This window comes from Comamonas brasiliensis, assembly GCF_018292285.1.
In the GTDB taxonomy this organism is placed as follows: Bacteria; Pseudomonadota; Gammaproteobacteria; order Burkholderiales; family Burkholderiaceae_C; genus Comamonas; species Comamonas brasiliensis.
Genome location: NZ_JAANES010000003.1, coordinates 53,594 through 73,201 on the forward strand (window position 1 = coordinate 53,594; position 19,608 = coordinate 73,201).

At 63.3% G+C, this 19,608-nt stretch carries 18 protein-coding genes; 12 read left to right on the forward strand and 6 right to left on the reverse strand.

Annotated features, from left to right (window positions below):
• Positions 1–34 precede the first annotated feature (34 nt).
• Both DJFAAGMI_RS12890 and DJFAAGMI_RS12895 read right to left on the reverse strand, forming a co-directional pair.
• On the reverse strand, positions 35–901 hold the full coding sequence (locus tag DJFAAGMI_RS12890) for a lytic transglycosylase domain-containing protein (protein WP_211457459.1): 867 nt from the start codon (positions 899–901) through the stop codon (positions 35–37).
• A gap of 53 nt (positions 902–954) precedes the next feature.
• A complete protein-coding gene (locus tag DJFAAGMI_RS12895) occupies positions 955–2,925 on the reverse strand; it encodes a DNA topoisomerase IV subunit B (protein ID WP_003064589.1) in 1,971 nt (656 codons plus the stop codon).
• Positions 2,926–3,342: 417 nt separating this feature from the next.
• Between DJFAAGMI_RS12895 and DJFAAGMI_RS12900 the strand changes: the two genes are divergently transcribed.
• The 6 genes from DJFAAGMI_RS12900 (at position 3,343) to bamC (ending at position 8,631) form a co-directional block, all read left to right on the forward strand.
• Complete coding sequence (locus DJFAAGMI_RS12900; RefSeq protein WP_211457938.1) at positions 3,343–4,539, forward strand: MFS transporter; 1,197 nt, start codon at positions 3,343–3,345, stop codon at positions 4,537–4,539.
• 16 nt (positions 4,540–4,555) lie between these two features.
• Positions 4,556–4,687 (forward strand): hypothetical protein, encoded by a 132-nt coding sequence (locus tag DJFAAGMI_RS25155; RefSeq protein ID WP_003057673.1) that lies wholly within the window; start codon positions 4,556–4,558, stop codon positions 4,685–4,687.
• Between the two features lie 42 nt (positions 4,688–4,729).
• On the forward strand, positions 4,730–5,542 hold the full coding sequence (locus DJFAAGMI_RS12905) for an SDR family oxidoreductase (RefSeq protein WP_211457460.1): 813 nt from the start codon (positions 4,730–4,732) through the stop codon (positions 5,540–5,542).
• Between the two features lie 33 nt (positions 5,543–5,575).
• A complete protein-coding gene (locus DJFAAGMI_RS12910) occupies positions 5,576–6,214 on the forward strand; it encodes a class I SAM-dependent methyltransferase (RefSeq protein ID WP_211457461.1) in 639 nt (212 codons plus the stop codon).
• 344 nt (positions 6,215–6,558) lie between these two features.
• Positions 6,559–7,455, forward strand: a complete 897-nt coding sequence (dapA, locus tag DJFAAGMI_RS12915; RefSeq protein ID WP_211457462.1) for a 4-hydroxy-tetrahydrodipicolinate synthase — start codon at positions 6,559–6,561, stop codon at positions 7,453–7,455.
• Positions 7,456–7,518: 63 nt separating this feature from the next.
• Positions 7,519–8,631, forward strand: coding sequence for an outer membrane protein assembly factor BamC (bamC, locus tag DJFAAGMI_RS12920; protein ID WP_211457463.1), 1,113 nt, complete (start codon positions 7,519–7,521; stop codon positions 8,629–8,631).
• 250 nt (positions 8,632–8,881) lie between these two features.
• Here bamC and DJFAAGMI_RS12925 read toward each other — a convergent pair whose 3' ends face one another.
• The 3 genes from DJFAAGMI_RS12925 to DJFAAGMI_RS12935 form a co-directional block, all read right to left on the reverse strand.
• Positions 8,882–9,151 carry a hypothetical protein gene (locus tag DJFAAGMI_RS12925; protein WP_211457464.1) on the reverse strand — a complete coding sequence of 90 codons (270 nt, stop codon included), beginning with the start codon at positions 9,149–9,151 and terminating at the stop codon, positions 8,882–8,884.
• A gap of 377 nt (positions 9,152–9,528) precedes the next feature.
• On the reverse strand, positions 9,529–10,653 hold the full coding sequence (locus DJFAAGMI_RS12930) for a JmjC domain-containing protein (RefSeq protein ID WP_003057679.1): 1,125 nt from the start codon (positions 10,651–10,653) through the stop codon (positions 9,529–9,531).
• Positions 10,654–10,724: 71 nt separating this feature from the next.
• Positions 10,725–11,675, reverse strand: coding sequence for an AraC-like ligand-binding domain-containing protein (locus DJFAAGMI_RS12935; protein ID WP_211457465.1), 951 nt, complete (start codon positions 11,673–11,675; stop codon positions 10,725–10,727).
• A 346-nt stretch (positions 11,676–12,021) separates the two neighbouring features.
• On the opposite strand from DJFAAGMI_RS12935, the gene DJFAAGMI_RS12940 reads away from it, so the two are divergent.
• Positions 12,022–13,473, forward strand: a complete 1,452-nt coding sequence (locus tag DJFAAGMI_RS12940; RefSeq protein ID WP_211457466.1) for an aldehyde dehydrogenase — start codon at positions 12,022–12,024, stop codon at positions 13,471–13,473.
• Between the two features lie 194 nt (positions 13,474–13,667).
• Here DJFAAGMI_RS12940 and DJFAAGMI_RS12945 read toward each other — a convergent pair whose 3' ends face one another.
• Positions 13,668–14,648, reverse strand: coding sequence for an AraC family transcriptional regulator (locus DJFAAGMI_RS12945; protein WP_211457467.1), 981 nt, complete (start codon positions 14,646–14,648; stop codon positions 13,668–13,670).
• A gap of 216 nt (positions 14,649–14,864) precedes the next feature.
• On the opposite strand from DJFAAGMI_RS12945, the gene DJFAAGMI_RS12950 reads away from it, so the two are divergent.
• The 5 genes from DJFAAGMI_RS12950 (at position 14,865) to DJFAAGMI_RS12970 (ending at position 19,605) form a co-directional block, all read left to right on the forward strand.
• On the forward strand, positions 14,865–16,088 hold the full coding sequence (locus DJFAAGMI_RS12950; protein WP_211457468.1) for an amino acid ABC transporter substrate-binding protein: 1,224 nt from the start codon (positions 14,865–14,867) through the stop codon (positions 16,086–16,088).
• Positions 16,089–16,309: 221 nt separating this feature from the next.
• Complete coding sequence (locus DJFAAGMI_RS12955; RefSeq protein ID WP_043004316.1) at positions 16,310–17,185, forward strand: branched-chain amino acid ABC transporter permease; 876 nt, start codon at positions 16,310–16,312, stop codon at positions 17,183–17,185.
• Positions 17,182–18,132 (forward strand): branched-chain amino acid ABC transporter permease, encoded by a 951-nt coding sequence (locus tag DJFAAGMI_RS12960; protein WP_211457469.1) that lies wholly within the window; start codon positions 17,182–17,184, stop codon positions 18,130–18,132. The genes DJFAAGMI_RS12955 and DJFAAGMI_RS12960 overlap by 4 nt, the downstream gene beginning before the upstream one ends.
• A complete protein-coding gene (locus DJFAAGMI_RS12965; protein WP_211457470.1) occupies positions 18,129–18,899 on the forward strand; it encodes an ABC transporter ATP-binding protein in 771 nt (256 codons plus the stop codon). The genes DJFAAGMI_RS12960 and DJFAAGMI_RS12965 overlap by 4 nt, the downstream gene beginning before the upstream one ends.
• Complete coding sequence (locus DJFAAGMI_RS12970) at positions 18,892–19,605, forward strand: ABC transporter ATP-binding protein (RefSeq protein WP_043004312.1); 714 nt, start codon at positions 18,892–18,894, stop codon at positions 19,603–19,605. The genes DJFAAGMI_RS12965 and DJFAAGMI_RS12970 overlap by 8 nt, the downstream gene beginning before the upstream one ends.
• The last annotated feature ends 3 nt before the right edge of the window (positions 19,606–19,608 follow it).

A 19,608-nucleotide genomic window follows, 5' to 3' on the forward strand; every position in this document is an offset into this window, starting at 1 on the left:
TTTGTGATTTTCCAAATTGCGCCGATCCGGCGACTCAAGGTATTTGCGCGTCCGCGGCCGCAGGGGCCGCGCCCGGCAGAGTCATGCGTATGCGGGAGCCGCCGCGGCCAGCCGAGCCGGCCGCAGCCAGCCGGCCGCTCAGGGGCCTGGCTGCCTGCAGTTGCTCGTAGATGCCCGTGACGGCCTTGACGTAATTCATTGTTTCTTTATAGGGCGGAATCGCCTTGCCAAACTTCTGCACCGCACCTTCGCCCGCGTTATAGGCGGCGAGCACCAGATCGAGCCGGCCCGGGAACAAGTCCATCAGATAGCTCAGATAGCGCGCGCCGGCAGGCACGTTCACGGCCGGGTCGACCAGTTGCTGCTGCATGCTGCGCTTTTTGCTGGCCGCCACGCCAAAGCGCTCGGCCGTAGCCGGCATCAGCTGCATCAGACCGACAGCGCCCTTGGGAGAGACGGCCTGGGCGTCAAAGCCGGACTCCACGGCGATCACGGCCTTGATCAGGTCATAGTCCACGCCGGTTCTCTCGGCCGCCTTCTGCAGATGCGGCCTCACGCTCTTGTAGCGCGGCGAGACCTCGAAAAAGCTCTGCATGCGCGTGCGGGCGTTGAGCCCCTCGGCCGCCGAATCCGGCTTGAGCTGCAGACCCGGCTGGCTGCTGTCGTAGAGCTCGCCCTTGAAGAACAGCTTGTAGCGTTCGTCCAGCGCCTCGGCTGCAAAGTGCGTGACGCCGAATTCGTCGACATAGGCCCAGAGATCGGCATGCGCCGCCGGCGCCAGGGCCAGCCAGCCCGAGCCCGCCAGCAGGGCAGCAGCCACCGCACGTCGCAAACGCACAGACGCGAGCCCGCCGCGCGCAGGCGGATGGCTGGGTGAGGCATCGAACATGGGCTTGTGCATGGCTGGCTCCATCGACCGCTAGTGAGCGCTAGTGCAGGCGTTGCAACGCCCGCCTAGATATCGACCTCCACGGCATCGCCATGCAGCTCCATCAGCTCGCGGCGGGCGGCGGCTTCGCCCTTGCCCATGAGCTTGGTGACCACGGCCTCCGACTGTGCAAAGTCCAGATTCATGAACTGCACCGGCAGCAGACGACGCGTATCGGGGTTCAGCGTGGTTTCCCACAGCTGTTCGGCATTCATCTCGCCCAGGCCCTTGAAACGGCTGACCTGGCATTTCTCGCGCGGCACGCCGTCCTTGGCGCATTTTTCGATGATGGCATCGAGCTCGCCCGCATCGAGCGCATAGACCTTGATGGCGGGCTTCTTGCCGCGCGCAGGCACGTCCACACGGAACAGCGGCGGCAGCGCCACATGGATGTGACCAGCCTCGATGAGCTTGGGGAAATGCTTGAAGAACAGCGTCAGCAGCAGCACCTGGATGTGCGATCCGTCCACGTCCGCATCCGAGAGAATGCAGATCTTGCCGTAGCGCAGGCCGGACAGGTCGGGCTCGTCATTGGGGCCATGCGGGTCCACGCCGATCGCCACCGAGATATCGTGGATTTCGTTGTTGGCGAACAGCCGGTCGCGGTCCACCTCCCAGGTGTTGAGCACCTTGCCGCGCAGCGGCAGGATCGCCTGGGTTTCCTTGTCGCGGCCCATCTTGGCGCTGCCGCCGGCAGAGTCGCCCTCGACCAGGAACACCTCGTTGACGGCTATGTCCTTGCTCTCGCAATCGGTCAGCTTGCCGGGCAACACGGCCACGCCGCTGCCCTTGCGCTTTTCCACCTTCTGGCCGGCCTTCTGGCGGGTCTGGGCGGCCTTGATGGCGATCTCGGCCAGCTTCTTGCCCCAGTCCACATGCTCGTTGAGCCACAGCTCCAGAGCCGGGCGCACAAAGCCCGAGACCAGACGCACGGCGTCGCGCGAGTTCAGGCGCTCCTTGATCTGGCCCTGAAACTGCGGGTCCAGCACCTTGGCATTGAGCACATAGCTGGCGCGCGCAAACACGTCGTCGGGCATGAGCTTGACGCCCTTGGGCAGCAGCGAGTGCATGTCGATGAAGGCCTTGACGGCCTGGAACAGGCCGTCGCGCAGGCCGCTGTCATGCGTGCCGCCCGCCGTGGTGGGAATCAGGTTGACATAGCTTTCGCGCAGCGGCGCGCCGTCTTCGGTGAAGGCCACGCACCAGGCCGCGCCCTCGCCTTCGGCAAAGCTGTCGTTGTTCTTGTCGGCAAAGCCCTCGCCCTCGAACAGGGGGATGACAGGCTCGCCATGCAGGCTCTGCGCCAGATAGTCGCGCAGACCGCCCTTGAACTGCCAGCTCTGGGTGTCACGCGACTTTTCGTTGATCAGCGAGACGGCCACGCCGGGCATGAGCACTGCCTTGCTGCGCAGCAGATGCACCAGCTCGCCCATGGGCAGGGCCGAGGATTCGAAGTATTTGGCATCGGGCCAGGCACGTACCGTCGTGCCCTGCTTGCGCTCGCCGGCCTGCAGAGGGCGCACCTTGAGCGGCTCGATCACATCGCCGCCCGAGAACACCAGCGTGGCCACCTGGCCGTCGCGGTGCACCTGCACCTCCAGACGCGTGGCCAGCGCATTCGTCACCGAAACGCCCACGCCGTGCAGACCGCCCGAGAAGCTGTAGGCGCCGCCATTGCCCTTGTCGAACTTGCCGCCCGCGTGCAAGCGCGTGAAGACCAGTTCCACCACGGGCGCCTTCTCCTCGGGGTGCAGACCGAAGGGAATGCCGCGCCCGTCGTCCTCCACGCTGTAGGAGCCGTCGGCGTGCATGGTGAACTTGATTTTCTTGCCGTAGCCGGCAAGCGCCTCGTCGGCCGCGTTGTCGATCACCTCCTGCAGGATGTGCAGGGGGTTGTCGGTGCGCGTATACATGCCGGGACGCTGTTTGACAGGCTCCAGACCCTTGAGAACGCGGATCGAGCCTTCGGAATATTCGTTGGACGGTTTGACTGCCATGGGGGCGGATTGTAGTGGCCTCTCCGGATGAGAGCTGGATAAATTCACAGTTGTTTACTCCCAATACTCTTGCACAAAGCCCGAACATCTGTCTTGGCAACGTGTTTTCAGCACATCTTGCCCGCTGCAACGACTCTTAAAAAGATAGCTTTTACCGCATACTATTCAACAGTTTCAGATAGATTTACATCATTTTTTATTGCAGTCCGTGCGCAAGGCGCTCACTTTTTATGGATCGCGACTTGCTGCAGGCGAGCAGGGCCCGGCGCCGCTCCCGCATTCTGGCAGCACAGGCTGGCGCACATGTGACGAGCTGTGCCGGCGCGAAGCAGCGGCTTTGGTTACAGTGGTGTGCTGACCGCACCCCAGGCCTTTTTTCGCACGCACGGCATGACAACAAAGACAACTCCAGCCCCCATGTCCATGGCGCAGATTCTTCTGTGCGGTGGCGCCATCGTCACGCTCTCCATGGGCATACGCCACGGCTTCGGGCTCTGGCTGCAGCCCATCACCCAGGACATGGGCTGGACACGCGAGAACTTCTCCCTGGCCATTGCCGTGCAGAACCTGTCCTGGGGCATCCTGGGCATCTTCGTCGGCATGCTGGCCGACCGCATCGGTGCCTTCAAGGTGCTGATCGGCGGCTCCGTCCTCTATGCCCTGGGTCTGGTCGGCATGGCGCTGTCCCCCAGTTCCACGGTGTTCCTGCTGACCGCCGGCGTGCTGATCGGCGCGGCCCAGGCCGGCACCACCTATGCCGTGATCTACGGCGTGCTGGGCCGGCAGATTCCCGTGGCGCGGCGCAGCTGGGCCATGGGCGTGGCCGCGGCGGCAGGCTCGTTCGGCCAGTTCTTCATGGTGCCCGTGGAAGGCAAGCTGATCGCCCAGTTCGGCTGGTCCAATGCCTTGCTGATACTGGCGCTGTTCGCACTGCTGATCGCCGCCCTGGCCTTCGGCCTGCGCGAGCCGGGCTTTGGCGGCAGCACGCCCATCAAGCGCGAGCAGACCGTTGGTCAGGCGCTCAGGGAAGCCTGGACCTACCCCAGCTTTCTGCTGCTGATGGCGGGCTACTTCGTCTGCGGCTTCCAGGTCATGTTCATCGGCGTGCACATGCCCAGCTATCTGAAGGACTTCGGCATGGAGCCCCATGTGGCCAGCTATTCGCTGGCCCTGGTCGGTCTGTTCAATATCTTCGGCACCTATCTGGCCGGCAATCTGGGCCAGAAGCTGCCCAAGCGCTATCTGCTGTCGGGCATCTACGGTCTGCGTTCGGTGGCCACCGTGGCCTTTTTGCTGGCCCCGCTCTCGCCCTGGTCGGTCTATGCCTTCTGCGCCGCCATGGGCTTTCTGTGGCTGTCCACCGTGCCGCTGACCAATGCCACCATCGCCCAGATCTTCGGCGTGCAGCATCTGTCCATGCTAGGCGGCTTTGTCTTTTTCAGCCACCAGATCGGCAGCTTCCTGGGTGTATGGCTGGGCGGCTATCTCTACGATATCAACGGCAACTACGACATGGTCTGGTACATCTCGATTGCCCTGGGCATTTTTGCCGCCGTCGTCAATCTGCCCGTGCGCGAGGCAGCCATCGTGCGCCGCACGCCCAGCGCCGCCTGATACCGGAGACACCACCATGCAGCTCAAACTCTGGCAACGCATCTCCATCTGGTGTGCCGTGCTCGTGCTGCTGCTGGCGGTGTTTGCCCTGTATCTGCAACCGGAATTCATGCTCACACTGGCAGACCAGGTCTGGGCCTGCTTCTGAGCTCTTGGGCAAGCCGCCCGGGCGGCATGGCCGGGAGAGAGCATGGCCCGCATCATCATCACCGGAGCCTCGGACGGCATAGGCGCCGAAATGGCCCGCCAGTTGGCGCAAACCCATCAGAGCCGGCTGCAGCTGACGCTGGCCGCGCGCAATGTCGGCAACCTGCAAGCCGTGGCAGAACAATGCCGGACCCTGGGGGCGCAGGTGCTGGAAGTTCCCACCGATGTGAGCGAAGAGGCCCAGTGCCGCGCGCTGATCGACGCCGCCGTGCAGCAGTTCGGCGGGCTGGACGCCCTGATCAACAACGCCGGGGTCTCGGCCCATGCGCTGTTCGAACAGGTCAGCGCACAAGACCTGGGCTGGTATGAAAGGCTGATGCGCATCAACCTCTGGGGCAGCGTCTGGTGCACCCACGCGGCGCTGCCGCACCTCAAGACCAGCCAGGGCTCCATCGTCGCCGTGTCTTCGCTGGCAGGACTGATAGGCGTGCCGGGCCGCACGGCCTATAGCGCCAGCAAGTTCGCCATGGCCGGCTTCTTTGAAGCCCTGCGCATCGAGCTCAAACCCGCCGGCGTGAGCGTGACCACCGCCTACCCCGGCGTGGTGGATACGCGCATCCGCTACCACGGCTACAACGCCAGAGGCGAAGCCGCAGGCGTCAGCGGCCTCAAGGAAGACGGCGCGATGACGGTGGCCGAATGCGCGCGCCTCATCCTCGACGGCCTGAAGCGCCGTCAGCGCGAGGTGGTGATGACAGGCAAGGGCAAGCTGGGCCGCTTCATCAAGCTGATCGCCCCGGGCATGGTGGAAGACATGGCCCTGGCCGCGCTCAAGGACGATGTGAAGCCGCACTGAGCCGGCGCGAGGCTGTTGAGGTGGAGGCAGGCCATGCAGAAACAGGCATGCGGGCACTGCTATAGTTTTCGCAAGATGACCAGCCACACCCTGCCTCCCACAGCCGCCGCCATTCCTGCGATTGCCCCCAGCCACTGCGCGCCGGCGCCCTCCGCCTGGATTGCCCGCTTTGCCCATCTGGTACGCCCGCAGGGCTCGGTGCTGGATCTGGCCTGCGGCATGGGCCGCCATACCCGTTTCTTCTCGGCCCTGGATCACAAGCTGACCAGCGTGGACAAGGCGCCGGAGGCGACCCGGTCCGTGGCGGATATCGCCGAGACGATTACCGCCGACATCGAGAACAACGCCTGGCCGCTGACGGGCCGCAGCTTTGATGGCTTGGTCGTCACCAACTATCTGTGGCGTCCGCTGTGGCCGCTGATTCTGGACAGCGTCAAGCCCGGCGGCGTGCTGCTCTACGAAACCTTTGCCCAGGGCAACGAGGCCTATGGCAAGCCCTCGCGCCCGGACTTTCTGCTCGCTCCCGGCGAGCTGCTGCAGGTCTGCGCCGGCTGGAATATCGTTGCCTACGAGCATGGCCTGCTCGAGCAGCCCGCGCGCGTGGTGCAGCGCATCGCCGCCATCCGGCCCGATGGCGCAGCGCTCACGCCTGCCCCATTGCTGCCAGCCTGATGCCCTTTTGCACCGCAATCTGACCGGCGCTCCAGGCCCGGGCATTTGCGAAGCGGCTGGCGCAGGCCGCTGTCCACAGCCACTGCAGCAAGCGCCCAAGAGATGCCGGCGCGGCCGCATCGGTCAGGACTTGCAACACGACCGGATTGCCGTCATGGCGTCTGAAACAGACCGGCAATCAACAAACAATATGACGCACAAAAATTAAATATTTCGTCATTTCGTCATTTATCAACAACACTTCGACAAAAACAGAGTTTTGCTAGACACTGTTGACAGCAAACCACTGCTTGCACCCTGTCCCTGTTTGTAGAATTCATTTTTACCGTTTTCTGATTGCGGATATGACATCACCCTCCGTTGCTCTCACTGGCAGCATTGTTGCCCTCATTACGCCCATGCTCGAAGACGGTAGCGTCGACTACCCGTCGCTGCGCAAACTCATCGACTGGCATGTGGCCGAAGGCACCAACTGCATCGGTGTGGTCGGCACCACCGGTGAGTCGCCCACCGTGAATGTCGAAGAGCATTGCGAAATCATTCGCGTCGCCGTGGAGCAGGCCGCCGGCCGTGTCTCCATCATGGCCGGCTGCGGTGCCAACAGCACGCACGAAGCCATCGAGCTGGCCAGGTACGCAAAGAAGGTGGGAGCAGACAGCCAGCTGCAGGTCGTTCCCTACTACAACAAGCCCACGCAGGAAGGCCAGTACCAGCACTTCAAGGCCATCGCCGAAGCCACTGGCGACCTGCCCGTGGTTCTGTACAACGTGCCCGGTCGCTCGGTCGCCGACATGCAGCATGACACCGTGCTGCGTCTGGCCCAGATCCCCAGCATCATCGGCATCAAGGAAGCCACCGGCAACATCGAGCGTGCCCAATGGCTGATTCGCGATGTGCCCGCCGGCTTCGGCGTCTACTCCGGTGACGACCCCACCGCCGTGGCACTGATGCTGTGCGGCGGCCACGGCAATATCAGCGTGACGGCCAACGTCGCCCCCCGTCTGATGAGCGAGCTGTGCAAGGCCGCCATGGCCGGCGATACCAAGCGCGCCATGGAAATCCAGTTCAAGCTCATGCCCCTGCACAAGAGCCTGTTTGTGGAAGCCAATCCCATTCCCGTGAAATGGGCAGCAGCCCGCATGGGTTTGTGCGGCCCCGCCATGCGCCTGCCCATGACGCAGCTGAGCGAGCAATGCGAAGCAGTTGTTGAGGATGCTCTGCGTAAAGTTGGCGTACTCTGATCGAGTTGCGCTAAGCTAGCGGTTTTTCGCACATAGCTTGAACGCTACCCAAGGACAATCCGCGTGAAACAACAAACAGCACGTTTGAGCCTGCTCAGCATCGCGCTGGGCCTGTCTGCCTGCACGACCACGTTCCAAGAGACCAAGATCGACTACAAGAGCGCGGGCAAGAATCAAGCTCCCTCTCTCGAAGTTCCTCCGGATCTGACGCAGCTGTCGCAAGACTCGCGCTATACCGTCCCTGGTGGCGTGGTATCCGCTGCTGCCATGCAGGCCAACGCCCAGGCAGCCAAGCCGACCGACAACAACACCGCGGCCAACAAGATTGGCGACGTCCGCATCGAGCGTGACGGCGCCGAGCACTGGCTGGTGGTGGATCGCGGAGCCGACAAGCTCTGGGAGCCGACTCGTGATTTCTGGCTGGAAAACGGCTTCATCTACGCGATGGAAGACCGCCAGTTGGGCATTCTCGAAACCGACTGGGCCGAAAACCGCGCCAAGCTGCCTCAGGACATCATCCGCAGAAGCCTGGGCAAGGTGTTCGACTCGCTCTACTCCACCAGCGAGCGCGACAAGTTCCGCACCCGCCTGGAGCGCGAACCCGATGGCAAGACCCGCATCTATGTCACCCACCGTGGCATGCAGGAGGTCTATACCAGCGAGCGCAAGGACAACACCATCTGGCAACCGCGTCCTCGCGACCCCGAGCTGGAGACCGAATTCCTGCGCCGCATCATGGTCAAGCTGGGTGTGAGCGAAGAGCAGGCCTCTGCCGTTGCCAAGGCCGACAGGTCTGCGGCCACCACCTCGACCAGCGCACGCATGGACACCGTCAACGGCGTACCCACACTGCAGCTGGAAGAAGGCTTTGAGCGCGCATGGCGCCGCGTTGGCGTGGCACTGGACCGCACCGGCTTCACCGTGGAAGACCGCGACCGCAGCCGTGGCCTTTACTATGTGCGCTACGTGGACCCCAATGCCAAGCCGGAGTCCAAGGGCTTCTTCAGCAAGATCTTCAGCCAGGGCAAGGAAGCCGCTGCGCCTCAGAAGTACCAGATCCAGGTCAAGGGCGATGGCAACAAGTCCCAGGTCAGCGTGCTCAATGAGCAGGGCCAGCCCGACAGCAGCGCCAACGGCCAGCGCATCGTGCGCATCATCACCGATGATCTGAAATAAAGAGCACTGCTCCCCTACAAAAGCCACCAGGCTCGGCCCTGGTGGCTTTTTTCATGTCCGAACGAATCGAACTCCGTGCTCATGGCACGCTCCTGCCCGCCAGAATCGGCTCAGGCAGGTGCAGACCTTGTATGGCGACATGTATCCGCAACTCAAGAACCCGCTGCAAACTCCAGACGTAAAAAAACCGCACCTGGGTGCGGTTTTTTTACGCTCGAGGCCTGGACCTCAAGCTGGCTGATGCAGCGAATTACTTGGCAGCAGGAGCTTCAGCGGCGGGAGCAGCAGGAGCGTCAGCGGCAGGAGCAGCAGGAGCGTCAGCGGCGGGGGCAGCAGGAGCGTCAGCAGCAGGAGCAGCAGCGTCAGCGGCAGGAGCAGCAGGAGCTTCAGCAGCAGGAGCGGGAGCAGCAGGAGCTTCCACAGCAGGAGCGGGAGCAGCAGGAGCTTCTTCCTTCTTGCCGCAAGCAGCCAGAGCAGCAGCAGCAGCGATCACGGTAGCCAGAATCAGAGAGTTCTTCATGACGATTTCCTAAATGGTAGGTTCAGCAGACGGTATGCAGATTGCCATTACGGTCAGCCTTTTGCAGCTATTGATCGCTATGGCAGATCAGGTCAAACGATAAATTCGACTCAGACCGCATTATAGGTAGTTTTGCCCATTGCTGACTGATACTGACAGCAACTAAACAATTCTGCACAAATCGGTGCGTTCTCATTTACCGGGCAAGCCCACGCTTGCCTTGAGTCACACTGTGGAGCATAAATTTCTTCCTGTCAAATCCCTGACAGAGCTTTGACGAAGATTTACATAATCTACACAAAGCCCGCCAAATCGACAGAAGCCACAGAGGACAAACCCGTAAGTTAGCACGATCGCTGTTACAAGTCCACCCTGTTTCAGTCGCCCGAGCGAACCCAGCCCGCATCGAACCACGATGACAGCAACTCCAGCGCATCATCGCTGGCGGTTGCCAGATCCTTGCGCGACAGCGCCCGGGTGTCAGCCAGCTTGCGCATCAGCGTGGCATCACGGCCGCCCGCCAGATAGCTTTCGCCATTGATGAAGATGTGCTTGGCGTCATACATCATGCGCGTTCGGCGATCCAGCACCACGCTTTCGAACATGCCGTTTTCATCGCCATGCTCGAACCAGACATTGGGCTTGGGGTCGCTCAGATACTCGCCCAGCGCGCGCTCCAGCGCCAGCGGCTCGGCCATGGCCTTCTTCAGTGCCTCGCGGGCAAAGTCATACATGGCTTCAGGAATCAGCGCCGGGTTGCTCACGGCCTCCTGCTTGGGGTCGCGATAGATGACCGGCGTTTCGGGCTCGTCGGGCTCATCCGACATGCGCAGCAGCAGCTCGCGGCCCAGCTCGCTGCGATCGGGCGAGCGAAAACCGATCGAATAGGTCATGCACTCGCCTTCGGCCACACCGTCATGCGCCCATTTGGGCGGCAGATACAGCATGTCGCCCGGCTCCAGCACGAACTCCTCTTCGGGCTCGAAATGGGAGAGAACTTTCAATGGCTTGCCCGGTTGCAGGGACAGGTCTTTCTGACGACCGATGCGCCAGCGGCGCTTGCCATGGGCCTGCAGCAGGAAGACGTCATAGCTGTCGAAGTGGGGCCCCACGCCGCCTTGATCGGTGGCAAAGCTGATCATCAGATCATCGAGACGTGCCTCGGGCACAAAGCGAAATTGCTGCAGCAGCTCGTGCGCCTTGGCGTCATGCATGTCCACGCCCTGCACCAGCACCGTCCAGCCCGGCTTGGTCAATGCGGGCAGGCTGCGCCGGGACAGCGGGCCGTGACTGAGCTTCCAGTTATCGCCTTCCAGCTGCTGGATCAGGCGCGACTCCACGCCCTCTTCGCCCGCCATGGCCAGCAGGCGAGCACGCGGAATCGGGGCCTTGAAGCCGGGAATGGCCTGGCGCACCAGCAAAGGCTTTTTATGCCAGTGCTTGCGCATGAATTGAGAAGCGGTAAGTCCACCCAGCAGGGTGAGCGGCGTATTGATGTCCATGAATCCAGTCCTGCTTTCTAAGCAACGGACTGCATTGTCCTACAGGCCTCGATATCGCTGGTCGGCACAGATCAATGACCGAGCGCTCTGAACTCGGACGGCGACATGCCGGTGTAGGCCTTGAAGGCCCGACTGAAGTGAGCGCTGTTGCCAAAACCGCAGCCCATGGCGATCTCGGTGATGGTGCGATGCGCAAGCGCCGCGGAATGCAGCTCCCGCATGCAAAGCTCCAGCCGGCTTTGCTGGATGAAAGCGCCCAGCGACTGTTCACGCCCCGCAAAGGCATTGTGCAGATGACGGCGGCTGCAGTTGAGCGCCTGGGCCACCTGGTCGACCGACAGCCCAGGGTCGCGCACATGGCTGGCCACATGGTCGCAGATGCGCTCGTACAAGGCCTGCTTCTGCGTCACCGCCGTGGCCTGCCCGCCAAGTGCCTGCAAGGACAGGTGCACCATGTCCACCAGCAGCTCCCCGGCGCGGCGCGCCAGCGGCGCCGTCATATTATCGAGCTCCTGATAGGTGCTGCGCATGGTCTGCAGCGCAATGCGGGCCATGCCGGTGCTGCCTCCTACGGATATCCCCATGAGGTTTTCCAGGCGCAGGCCTCGCTCGGCAATGCTCTGCTTGGGCACCATCATGATCAGATGCTCCGTGTGCAGAGGGTTGTCCACCACATAAGGCTGCGAGGTGTCATAGATGGCCCAGCTGCCGTTGCTCACCAGGGTCCGGCTGCCACCTTGCTCCACCTCGGCGTGACCGCTCCAGGGCGCGACAATCTTGAGGTAGGCGGCTTCGCTGTCGCGCTGGCGGTGGCTGCCGCGTATGACGCGATGACGTCCGGCCTCAAGCTTGGTGAGCATGACATCGCCTGCGTACGCCACGCTCAGATGCCCGTCAAAACAGGTGTCGCCATAGAGATCCGTGTCCAGCCCCGAAAACAGCTGCGCCATCCAGCCCTGCCAGGCAGCTGCAGTTTCCTTCTCGGGAAGACCATCGGTACTCAGTACCACGGGCGCGGTCATGGGCCTTGACTCCTCGTTGTATCGATCCCTGCCTGTGCCGGCAAAGTATGGCAATTATCGGCAAGTGCGCGCCCTGGTGCTCTCGGCACGGGGAATCTCCCGCCAGCACCTCGATCTAGTGCAAACCCTAGGTCAGGTGCACGATTCGTCAAACGGTTTGTGCACATTGCGCACAGCATCCCGCCCGGGCTTTTTCTACGATCACTTCCACGCCATTGACCGGCGGCATATCAGGACAGAGGGGGACCAGCCCGGTGACGCAAGCCTTGCGCGACGCCCCCGCTTTTCAAACAGCATCCACCAGCAGTGACTGTGCTCACACGCCCTGGTGGTGAAGGAAGCGAAGATGATTGAACAAAGCATGCTCATCGGCGGCCAGACCGCCCAGGCCAGCAACGGCGCCACTTTCGAGCGCAAGAACCCTCTGGACGGCTCGGTCGCCACGCGCGCTCCGGCCGCCACCACGGCCGATGCCGTGCGTGCCGTGCAAGCCGCCGAGGCAGCCTTTCCCGCCTGGGCAGCCCTGGGCCCCACCGAGCGCCGACTGATGCTGATGAAGGCCTCCCAGGCCCTGGAAGCCAAGGCCGAGGCCTTTGCCGCTGCCATGGCGGCCGAAACCGGTGCCTCCGGCATCTGGGCCGGCTTCAACGTGCATCTGGCCGCCAATATGTTTCTCGAAGCCGCATCGCTGACCACCCAGATCAACGGCCAGCTGATTCCTTCAGACATTCCCGGCAGCCTGGCCATGGCCGTGCGCCAGCCCGCCGGCGTGGTGCTGGGCATCGCCCCCTGGAATGCCCCCATCATCCTGGCCGTGCGTGCCATCGCCACGCCCCTGGCCTGCGGCAATACCGTGGTTCTCAAGGGCTCGGAACTGTGCCCCGCCACCCATGGCCTGATCATCGAAGCCCTGCAGGAAGGCGGCCTGCCGCCTGGTGTGGTGAATTTCGTGACCAATGCGCCCGAAGACGCCGGTGCCGTGGTCGAAGCCATGGTGGCCCACCCCGCCGTGCGCCGTGTGAATTTCACCGGCTCCACGCGCGTGGGCCGCATCATCGGCCAGACCTGCGCCAAATACCTCAAGCCCGTCATTCTGGAACTGGGCGGCAAGGCCCCGTTCCTGGTGCTGGACGATGCCGACATCGATGCCGCCGTGGCCGGCTGCACTTTCGGCGCCTTTGCCAACTCGGGCCAGATCTGCATGTCCACCGAACGCATCATCGTGGACGAGGCCGTGGCCGAGGAATTCATCGCCAAGCTGGTGGGCCGCGCCCAGACCCTGCCTCTGGGCGACCCTCGCCAGGGCCCCGTGGTGCTGGGCTCGGTCGTGGACATGAACACCGTGCACCGCGTCAACGAACTCATCGACGATGCCGTGAGCAAGGGCGCCAGGATTCTGTGCGGCGGCAAGGCAAGCGACACCCTGATGGCCGCCACGCTGATCGATGGCGTGACCCCCGAGATGCGCATCTTCCGCGAAGAGACCTTTGCCCCGGTGAAGGCCATCGTGCGCGTGCATGGCGAAGAGCAGGCCATCGCCATGGCCAACGACAACGAGTTCGGTCTGTCCTCCGCCGTCTACACCAGGGACACGGCCCGCGGCTGGCGCGTGGCCGCTCGCATCGAGGCGGGCATCTGCCATGTCAACGGCCCCACGGTGCACGACGAAGCACAAATGCCTTTCGGCGGCGTGAAGAACTCGGGCTATGGCCACTTCGGCGGCCAGGCCGGCATCGATGCCTTCACCGATACCCGCTGGATCACCATGCAGACCAGCCCACGTCACTACCCCTTCTGAAGCGCGATGAGGCGGCAGGCACAGCCCGGCAGCCGTGCCTGTGTCTCTGTGCCCGAAACCTCGATAGCCGAGCTTGCACCTTGCGTCAGCCATGAAAACCGCCTGGCAGGAAAGCGCCGGGCGGCTTTGCGGCTTGCTGTTTCATCAATAGCAGTCAGCGCCGTGGCTGATTGAGCCCGAGGCCAGTTCGGTGCTCAATTCAGCAGGCTCGAAGACTGCACGCCGGCCCTGAACTGCGCAGGCGTCTGCCCCGTGTGCTGCTTGAACAGGCGGCTCAGATGCGCGCCGCTGGCAAAGCCGCTGGCCAGCGCCAGCTCCGTCAAGGTGCAGTGGCGATTGGCAGGACTGAGCAGTTCGCGCTGGAACAGGGCCACGCGCTCGGCCCAGATATGCTGGCTGATGGACAGCCGCTCATCGACAAAGGCGTTGTAGAGATGTCGCTTGCTGCAGTTGAGCGCTGCGGCCACGGCATCGACGCTCAGGGCCGGATCGCGCAGGTGCTGGCGCACATAGGCCTTGATGCGGCCCAGCAGCAGCTCGCTGGCGCTCAGCGAGGCCGCACGGCCGCAGGCGTCAAGCAGGGACAGCTGGATCAGCTGCAGCAGCGAATCCGTCACATGCTGGGCCAGGCCCTGGCCCATGGCCCGGCATTCGGCAAAAGTGCCGCGCATCATGTCCAGCGCAATGCGGGACACGCCTTCGCTACCGCCCACATAGCGCCCCATGAGGGCATCGATGGCGCGGCCATGGTCTTCAAAGCGGCTTTTGGGCAGGGTGATGATCAGATGCTCGCACCACTCGGGGTTGAGCACCTCGTACTCCTGCGTGGTGTCATAGATCAGCCACTGGCCGCTGCGCGCCACGGCTTCGCGCCCGTTCTGGCAGACGCGGGCCTCGCCATGCCAGGGGGCCACGATCTTGAGAAAGTCGGTGCTGTGGCGTGCCATGCTGGCCGATGTGCGTCGAACGCGATGGCGGCTGGCCTCGATCCGGGTCATGCCCACCGGCCCCAGCTCGAAGGTGCCCAGTCGCGCCGAGAAATGCTGGTCGCCATAGACATCGCTCTCCAGTCCATAGAGCGTGGACATCCAGTGCTGCCAGGCGCCCACGGCTTGAGCACCTTGCATCTCGGTCATCTTCTCGATCACTTGGTTGGCAGGAATGTCTGGCCGCATCTGGGCTCCTGAAGAAGTAACAGGATGCTTCATTATCCATAGCGACCCGGACCCGGGTCCGGGCAAAACCGGCGCCTCGCAAGGAAATCAGTGTTTACCCACAGACACTTGCATGCTCAGACAAGACGCAATGCACGCCCAGACAAACACCTGTCGCCGCACTTTCCTACGATGGCCGAAGAACCCGGACACCCGTCCATCAAAAAGGAGACAAGCATGACATTCGCCGACAAGCGTTTTGTTCTCAAGAGCCTGGTCGCGGCCACCGCACTGGCGGGCCTGTGCGGCACGGCACTGGCCCAGGAAGCGCCCAAGTCCATCCGCATCGGCTGGGCAATTGCCAAGACGGGCGTCAACGCGGGCGGAACCTCCGTGACCACGGCGCCCAACTACAAGCTCTGGGTCAAGGAGATCAACGACGCCGGCGGCATCATGCTCAAGGCCTACAACAAGCGCGTGCCCATCGAGGTCATCGAATACGACGACCGCTCCAGCACAGAGGAGGCCGTGCGCGCCACCGAGCGCCTGATCACCCAGGACAAAGTCGACTTCGTGCTGCCGCCCTGGGGCACGGGCTCCAATCTGGCTGTGGGGCCGACCTACGAAAAGCACAAATACCCGCTGCTGGCCGCCACCTCGGTGACCGACAAGGCCCCCGATCTGGCCAAGCGCTGGAAGCATGCCTTCTTCTTCCTGGGCACGGGCGGCGAATATGCCGAGGGCCTGGTCGCCATGCTGGAAAAGGCCAAGAAGGACGGCAAGATCAACAACAAGATCGCCATGATCAACATCGCCGACGGCTTTGGCGTCGAGCTGGCCAATGCCACGCGCAAGGCCGCCAAGCAGCATGGCTTCGAGCTGGTCTACGACAAGAGCTATCCGATCGGCACGCAGGACATGACGCCCATCATCAACGAGGCCAAGGGCAAAGGTGCCGACACCTTCGTGGCCTACTCCTACCCGCCCGACACCATGCTGATCAACGAGCAGGCCAGAACGCTGGGCCTGGCTCCCAAGGTGCTGTTCACCGGCGTGGGCACGCAATTCCCCATGTTCAAGGGCAAGTTCGGCACAGCGGCCGAAGGCGTGATGGCGCCGGGCGGCATCGATGCCGGCAACCCGCAGATGCAGGCCTATCTGAAGCGTTTCAAGGAGGTGACCGGCCAGGAATCGGACCGCTTTGCCAGCCCCATCGTCTACACCTCGCTGCAGATGCTGCAGCAGGCCATCGAGCGCGTGGGCAAGATCGATCGCGCTGCCGTGACGCAGGAGCTCAAGAGCGGCAGCTTCGAGACCGTGCTCGGCCCCGTCAAGCTTGAAGGCCAGATGCTGACCAAGCTCTGGCATGTGGGCCAGTGGCAGAACGGCGAGTTCAATGCGATTGCGCCGACCAACCGGGCGGGGGTCAAGCCCGCGGTGATTCCTAGAAGCACCCCCTGAGGCGCTGCGCGCCTTCCCCCTCTCTCTACGCGCTTCGCGCTATGGGAGGGGGACGATGCCATCGCCGCGAGGCGGCTCTTGCTCGGCATCTCTGATACCCCATGGTCACTAGTGTGCCCAGCTCCGCAAAAACTATCAAAACAAGAGCTGGTTGCGCATGTCTTGCCTTCACTTTGCATTGATTTCATAACAAGAACAATGAATCACCAGCGGTATACGCTATGAATTTAATAGACATCCTTCTCGCTGGCGCCATGCTGGGCGGGCTCTACGGCCTGGTGGCCATGGGGCTGACGCTGCAGTACGGCGTGGCGCGCATCATGAATCTCTCGTATGGGGAGTTTCTGATTGCGCCGGCCTTTCTGGCCTTTTTTGCGGTGAGCAGCTGGGGTATTTCACCGCTGCTTCTGGTGCTGCTGGTGGTGCCGCTGGGCTTTGCCATCCAGTGGCTGATCTATCAGCTGCTGCTGACCCCGCTGGTGCGCCGCGCCAAGGGCGGGCCGGCGCTGGAGGTGGATTCAATTTTGGCCACCTTCGGCATGCTGTTCGTCGTGCAGGGCGTCATGCTGGTGATGTTCGGCGGCGACTATCACAGCTACAGCTATCTGTCCGAACCCGTGGAGATCCTGGGCAGCAAGGTCGCGGCCAACCGTCTGCTGGTGCTGGGCTTTGCGATCGTGCTGGGCGGCGGCCTGTACCTGCTGCTGACGCGCACCCGCGCCGGCGCCGTGGTGCGCGCGGTGTCCGTGGCACCGCAGTTCGCACATCTGGTCGGCATCAATGTGCGCAGCACGGCGGCACTGGCCTACGGTCTGGGCGGTGCGCTGGTGGCGGTCTGCGGCGTGCTGGTCAGCATGTTTCTGCCCTTCTCGGCCGGCATGGGCACCATGTTTGCCATGAAGGCGCTGATCGTCGTCATCATGGGCGGAGTGGGTAATCTCATGGGTTGCCTGGTCGCCGGCATGCTGCTGGGCTTTGCCGAGACGCTGGTGGCCTCCTTTGTCGACCCCGGCCTGACGCTGGCCGTCAATTACGCGGTGTTCCTGCTGGTGCTGCTGTTCAAGCCAACAGGTTTGTTCGGGAGGGCCGCACGATGAATCCGAACCATCGCAAGGAAATCCTGATCTGGGCCGTCAGCGCCGCCGCCCTGCTGGGCCTGGCACTGCTGCCGCGCTGGCTGACGGACGAGTACTACCTCTCGCTCATGATCAGCATCCTGATGTACTGCGTGCTGGCCACCGCCTGGGCGCTGTTCTCGGGACCGACGCGCTATATCTCGCTGGCCACCGTCGCCTTCTTCGGCATGGGCGCCTATGTCACCGCCGTGTTCGGCGAGTCCCTGCCCTGGGCCGCCGTGCTCGGCATTGCGGCCGGCGTCGGCCTGATCATGGCCTTGATCGTGGGGCTGTCCACGCTGCGGCTGTCGGGCGTGTACTTTGTGATCTTCAGCTTCGGCCTGGCCGAGCTGGTCAAGCAGCTCGTCACCTGGTGGGAAGTCAACATCACCAAGGACCTGGGCCGCTATGTATTCGTGGAGATCACCCAGCTCGATATCTACTGGCAGCTGCTGGCCATGCTGGCCCTGGTGCTGGCGCTGCGCGCCCTCATCAACCGCTCGCGCCTGGGTCTGGCGCTGCGCGTGATCGGCGAGGACGAGACCGTGGCCACCCATGTGGGCATCAACACCACCACGGCCAAGCTGCTGCTGTTCGCCGTCAGCGCCGTGTTCATCACCGTCACGGGCGCCATCATGGCTCCGCGCTGGACCTATATCGACCCCAGCATTGCCTTTGCTCCCGCCGTCTCGTTCCAGACGCTGATCATGGCCTTGCTCGGCGGTGCCGGCGCGCTGTTCGGCCCGATTCTGGGGGCCGTGCCGCTGGTGCTGCTGTTCGAGTACCTGGGTGCCAACTTCCCCAACCATTTCTCGATTCTGCTGGGCCTGGTGTTCATCGTGATCGTCTACTTCATTCCCCAGGGCCTGTCTGGCGTGCTGGCCAGGCTGCTGGGCAGGAATGCGGCCAGCAAGGGAGACCAGCCATGAAGACCGCCACCCTGCTTTCCGTGCGCGGCGCCACCAAGCGCTTTGGCGGCCTGGTGGCCGTCAACGAACTGAGCTTTGACGTCTACCCGGGCGAGGTCGTGGGCCTGCTCGGCCCCAATGGATCGGGCAAGACCACGGCCATGAATCTGATCTCGGGCGCCCTGCCCGTCAACGGCGGCGAGATCGTATTCAACGGCAGGCCCATCCACCAGCTCAAAAGCCACCAGATCGCCCGCCTGGGCGTGGCGCGCACCTTCCAGCTGGTCAAGGTGCTGGGCTCCATGAGCTGCACCGACAACGTCATTGCCGGCATGGCCTTCAAGCCCCGACCACTATTTGGCAAACCTGCTGCCGCGCGTGCCCTGCAACTGCTCAATCAGGTGGGTCTGGCCGAATTTGCGAATACTCCTGCAGGCGACCTCACCTATATCAACCAGAAGCGCCTGGAGCTGGCCCGCGCGCTGGCGCTGGAGCCGCAGATCCTGCTGCTCGATGAATGGCTGGCCGGACTCAACCCCACGGAGCTGCAGCAGGGCATTGCACTGATCCGGCAGCTGCAGGCCACGGGGCTGACGATTCTCATGGTCGAACATGTGATGGACGCCGTACACGCGCTGTGCAGCCGCTGCGTGGTGATGAACGCGGGCACAAAAATAGCCGACGGCCCCACGGCCCAGGTGCTCAAGGAGCCCGAGGTGGTGCGTGCCTACCTGGGGGAAGAAGTGAGTGCAGATGAAGACCGGTCAACGGAGGCCAGCCATGCTTGAAGTGCGCAATATCTCGGTGAGCTACGGCAAGCATGAGGCGCTGCACCAGGTCAGCCTCCAGGTCAGGCCCGGCGAGCTGGTCGTCATGCTGGGCGCCAACGGAGCGGGCAAGTCCAGCCTGCTCAAGGCGCTGGGCGGCATGGTCACGCCGCAGGCCGGGGCCAGCGCGCAACTGGCCGGTCAGGAGCTGATGCAGCTGCCGCCACATGCCATCGTGCAGTCGGGCCTGGCCCTGGTGCCCGAGGGGCGCGGCGTGTTCGGCGATCTCAGCGTCAAGGAAAACCTGCTGCTGGGAGCCCAGCCCCGGCGCGCACGCGCCAATGAGGCCCGGAATCTGGAGCAGGTCTTCGCCCTCTTTCCCAAGCTGCGTGATCGTCTGGCCCAGGCCGTGCGCACCATGAGCGGCGGCGAGCAGCAGATGGTGGCCGTGGGCCGCGCGTTGATGAGCCAGCCCGATATCCTGCTGCTGGACGAGCCTTCGCTGGGCCTGTCGCCGCTGATGTGCAAGGAGCTGTTCGCAGCCCTGGCGCGCATCAAGACACTGGGCATGGGCGTACTGCTGGTGGAACAGAACGCGCGCCAGAGCCTGGCTATTGCCGACCGTGGTTACTTGCTGGAAACCGGGCGCATCGTGGGCGAAGGCTCGGCCGCAGAACTCAGCAGCAGCCCCGCCGTGCGCCGCGCTTATTTAGGCGGTGAACACTGAACA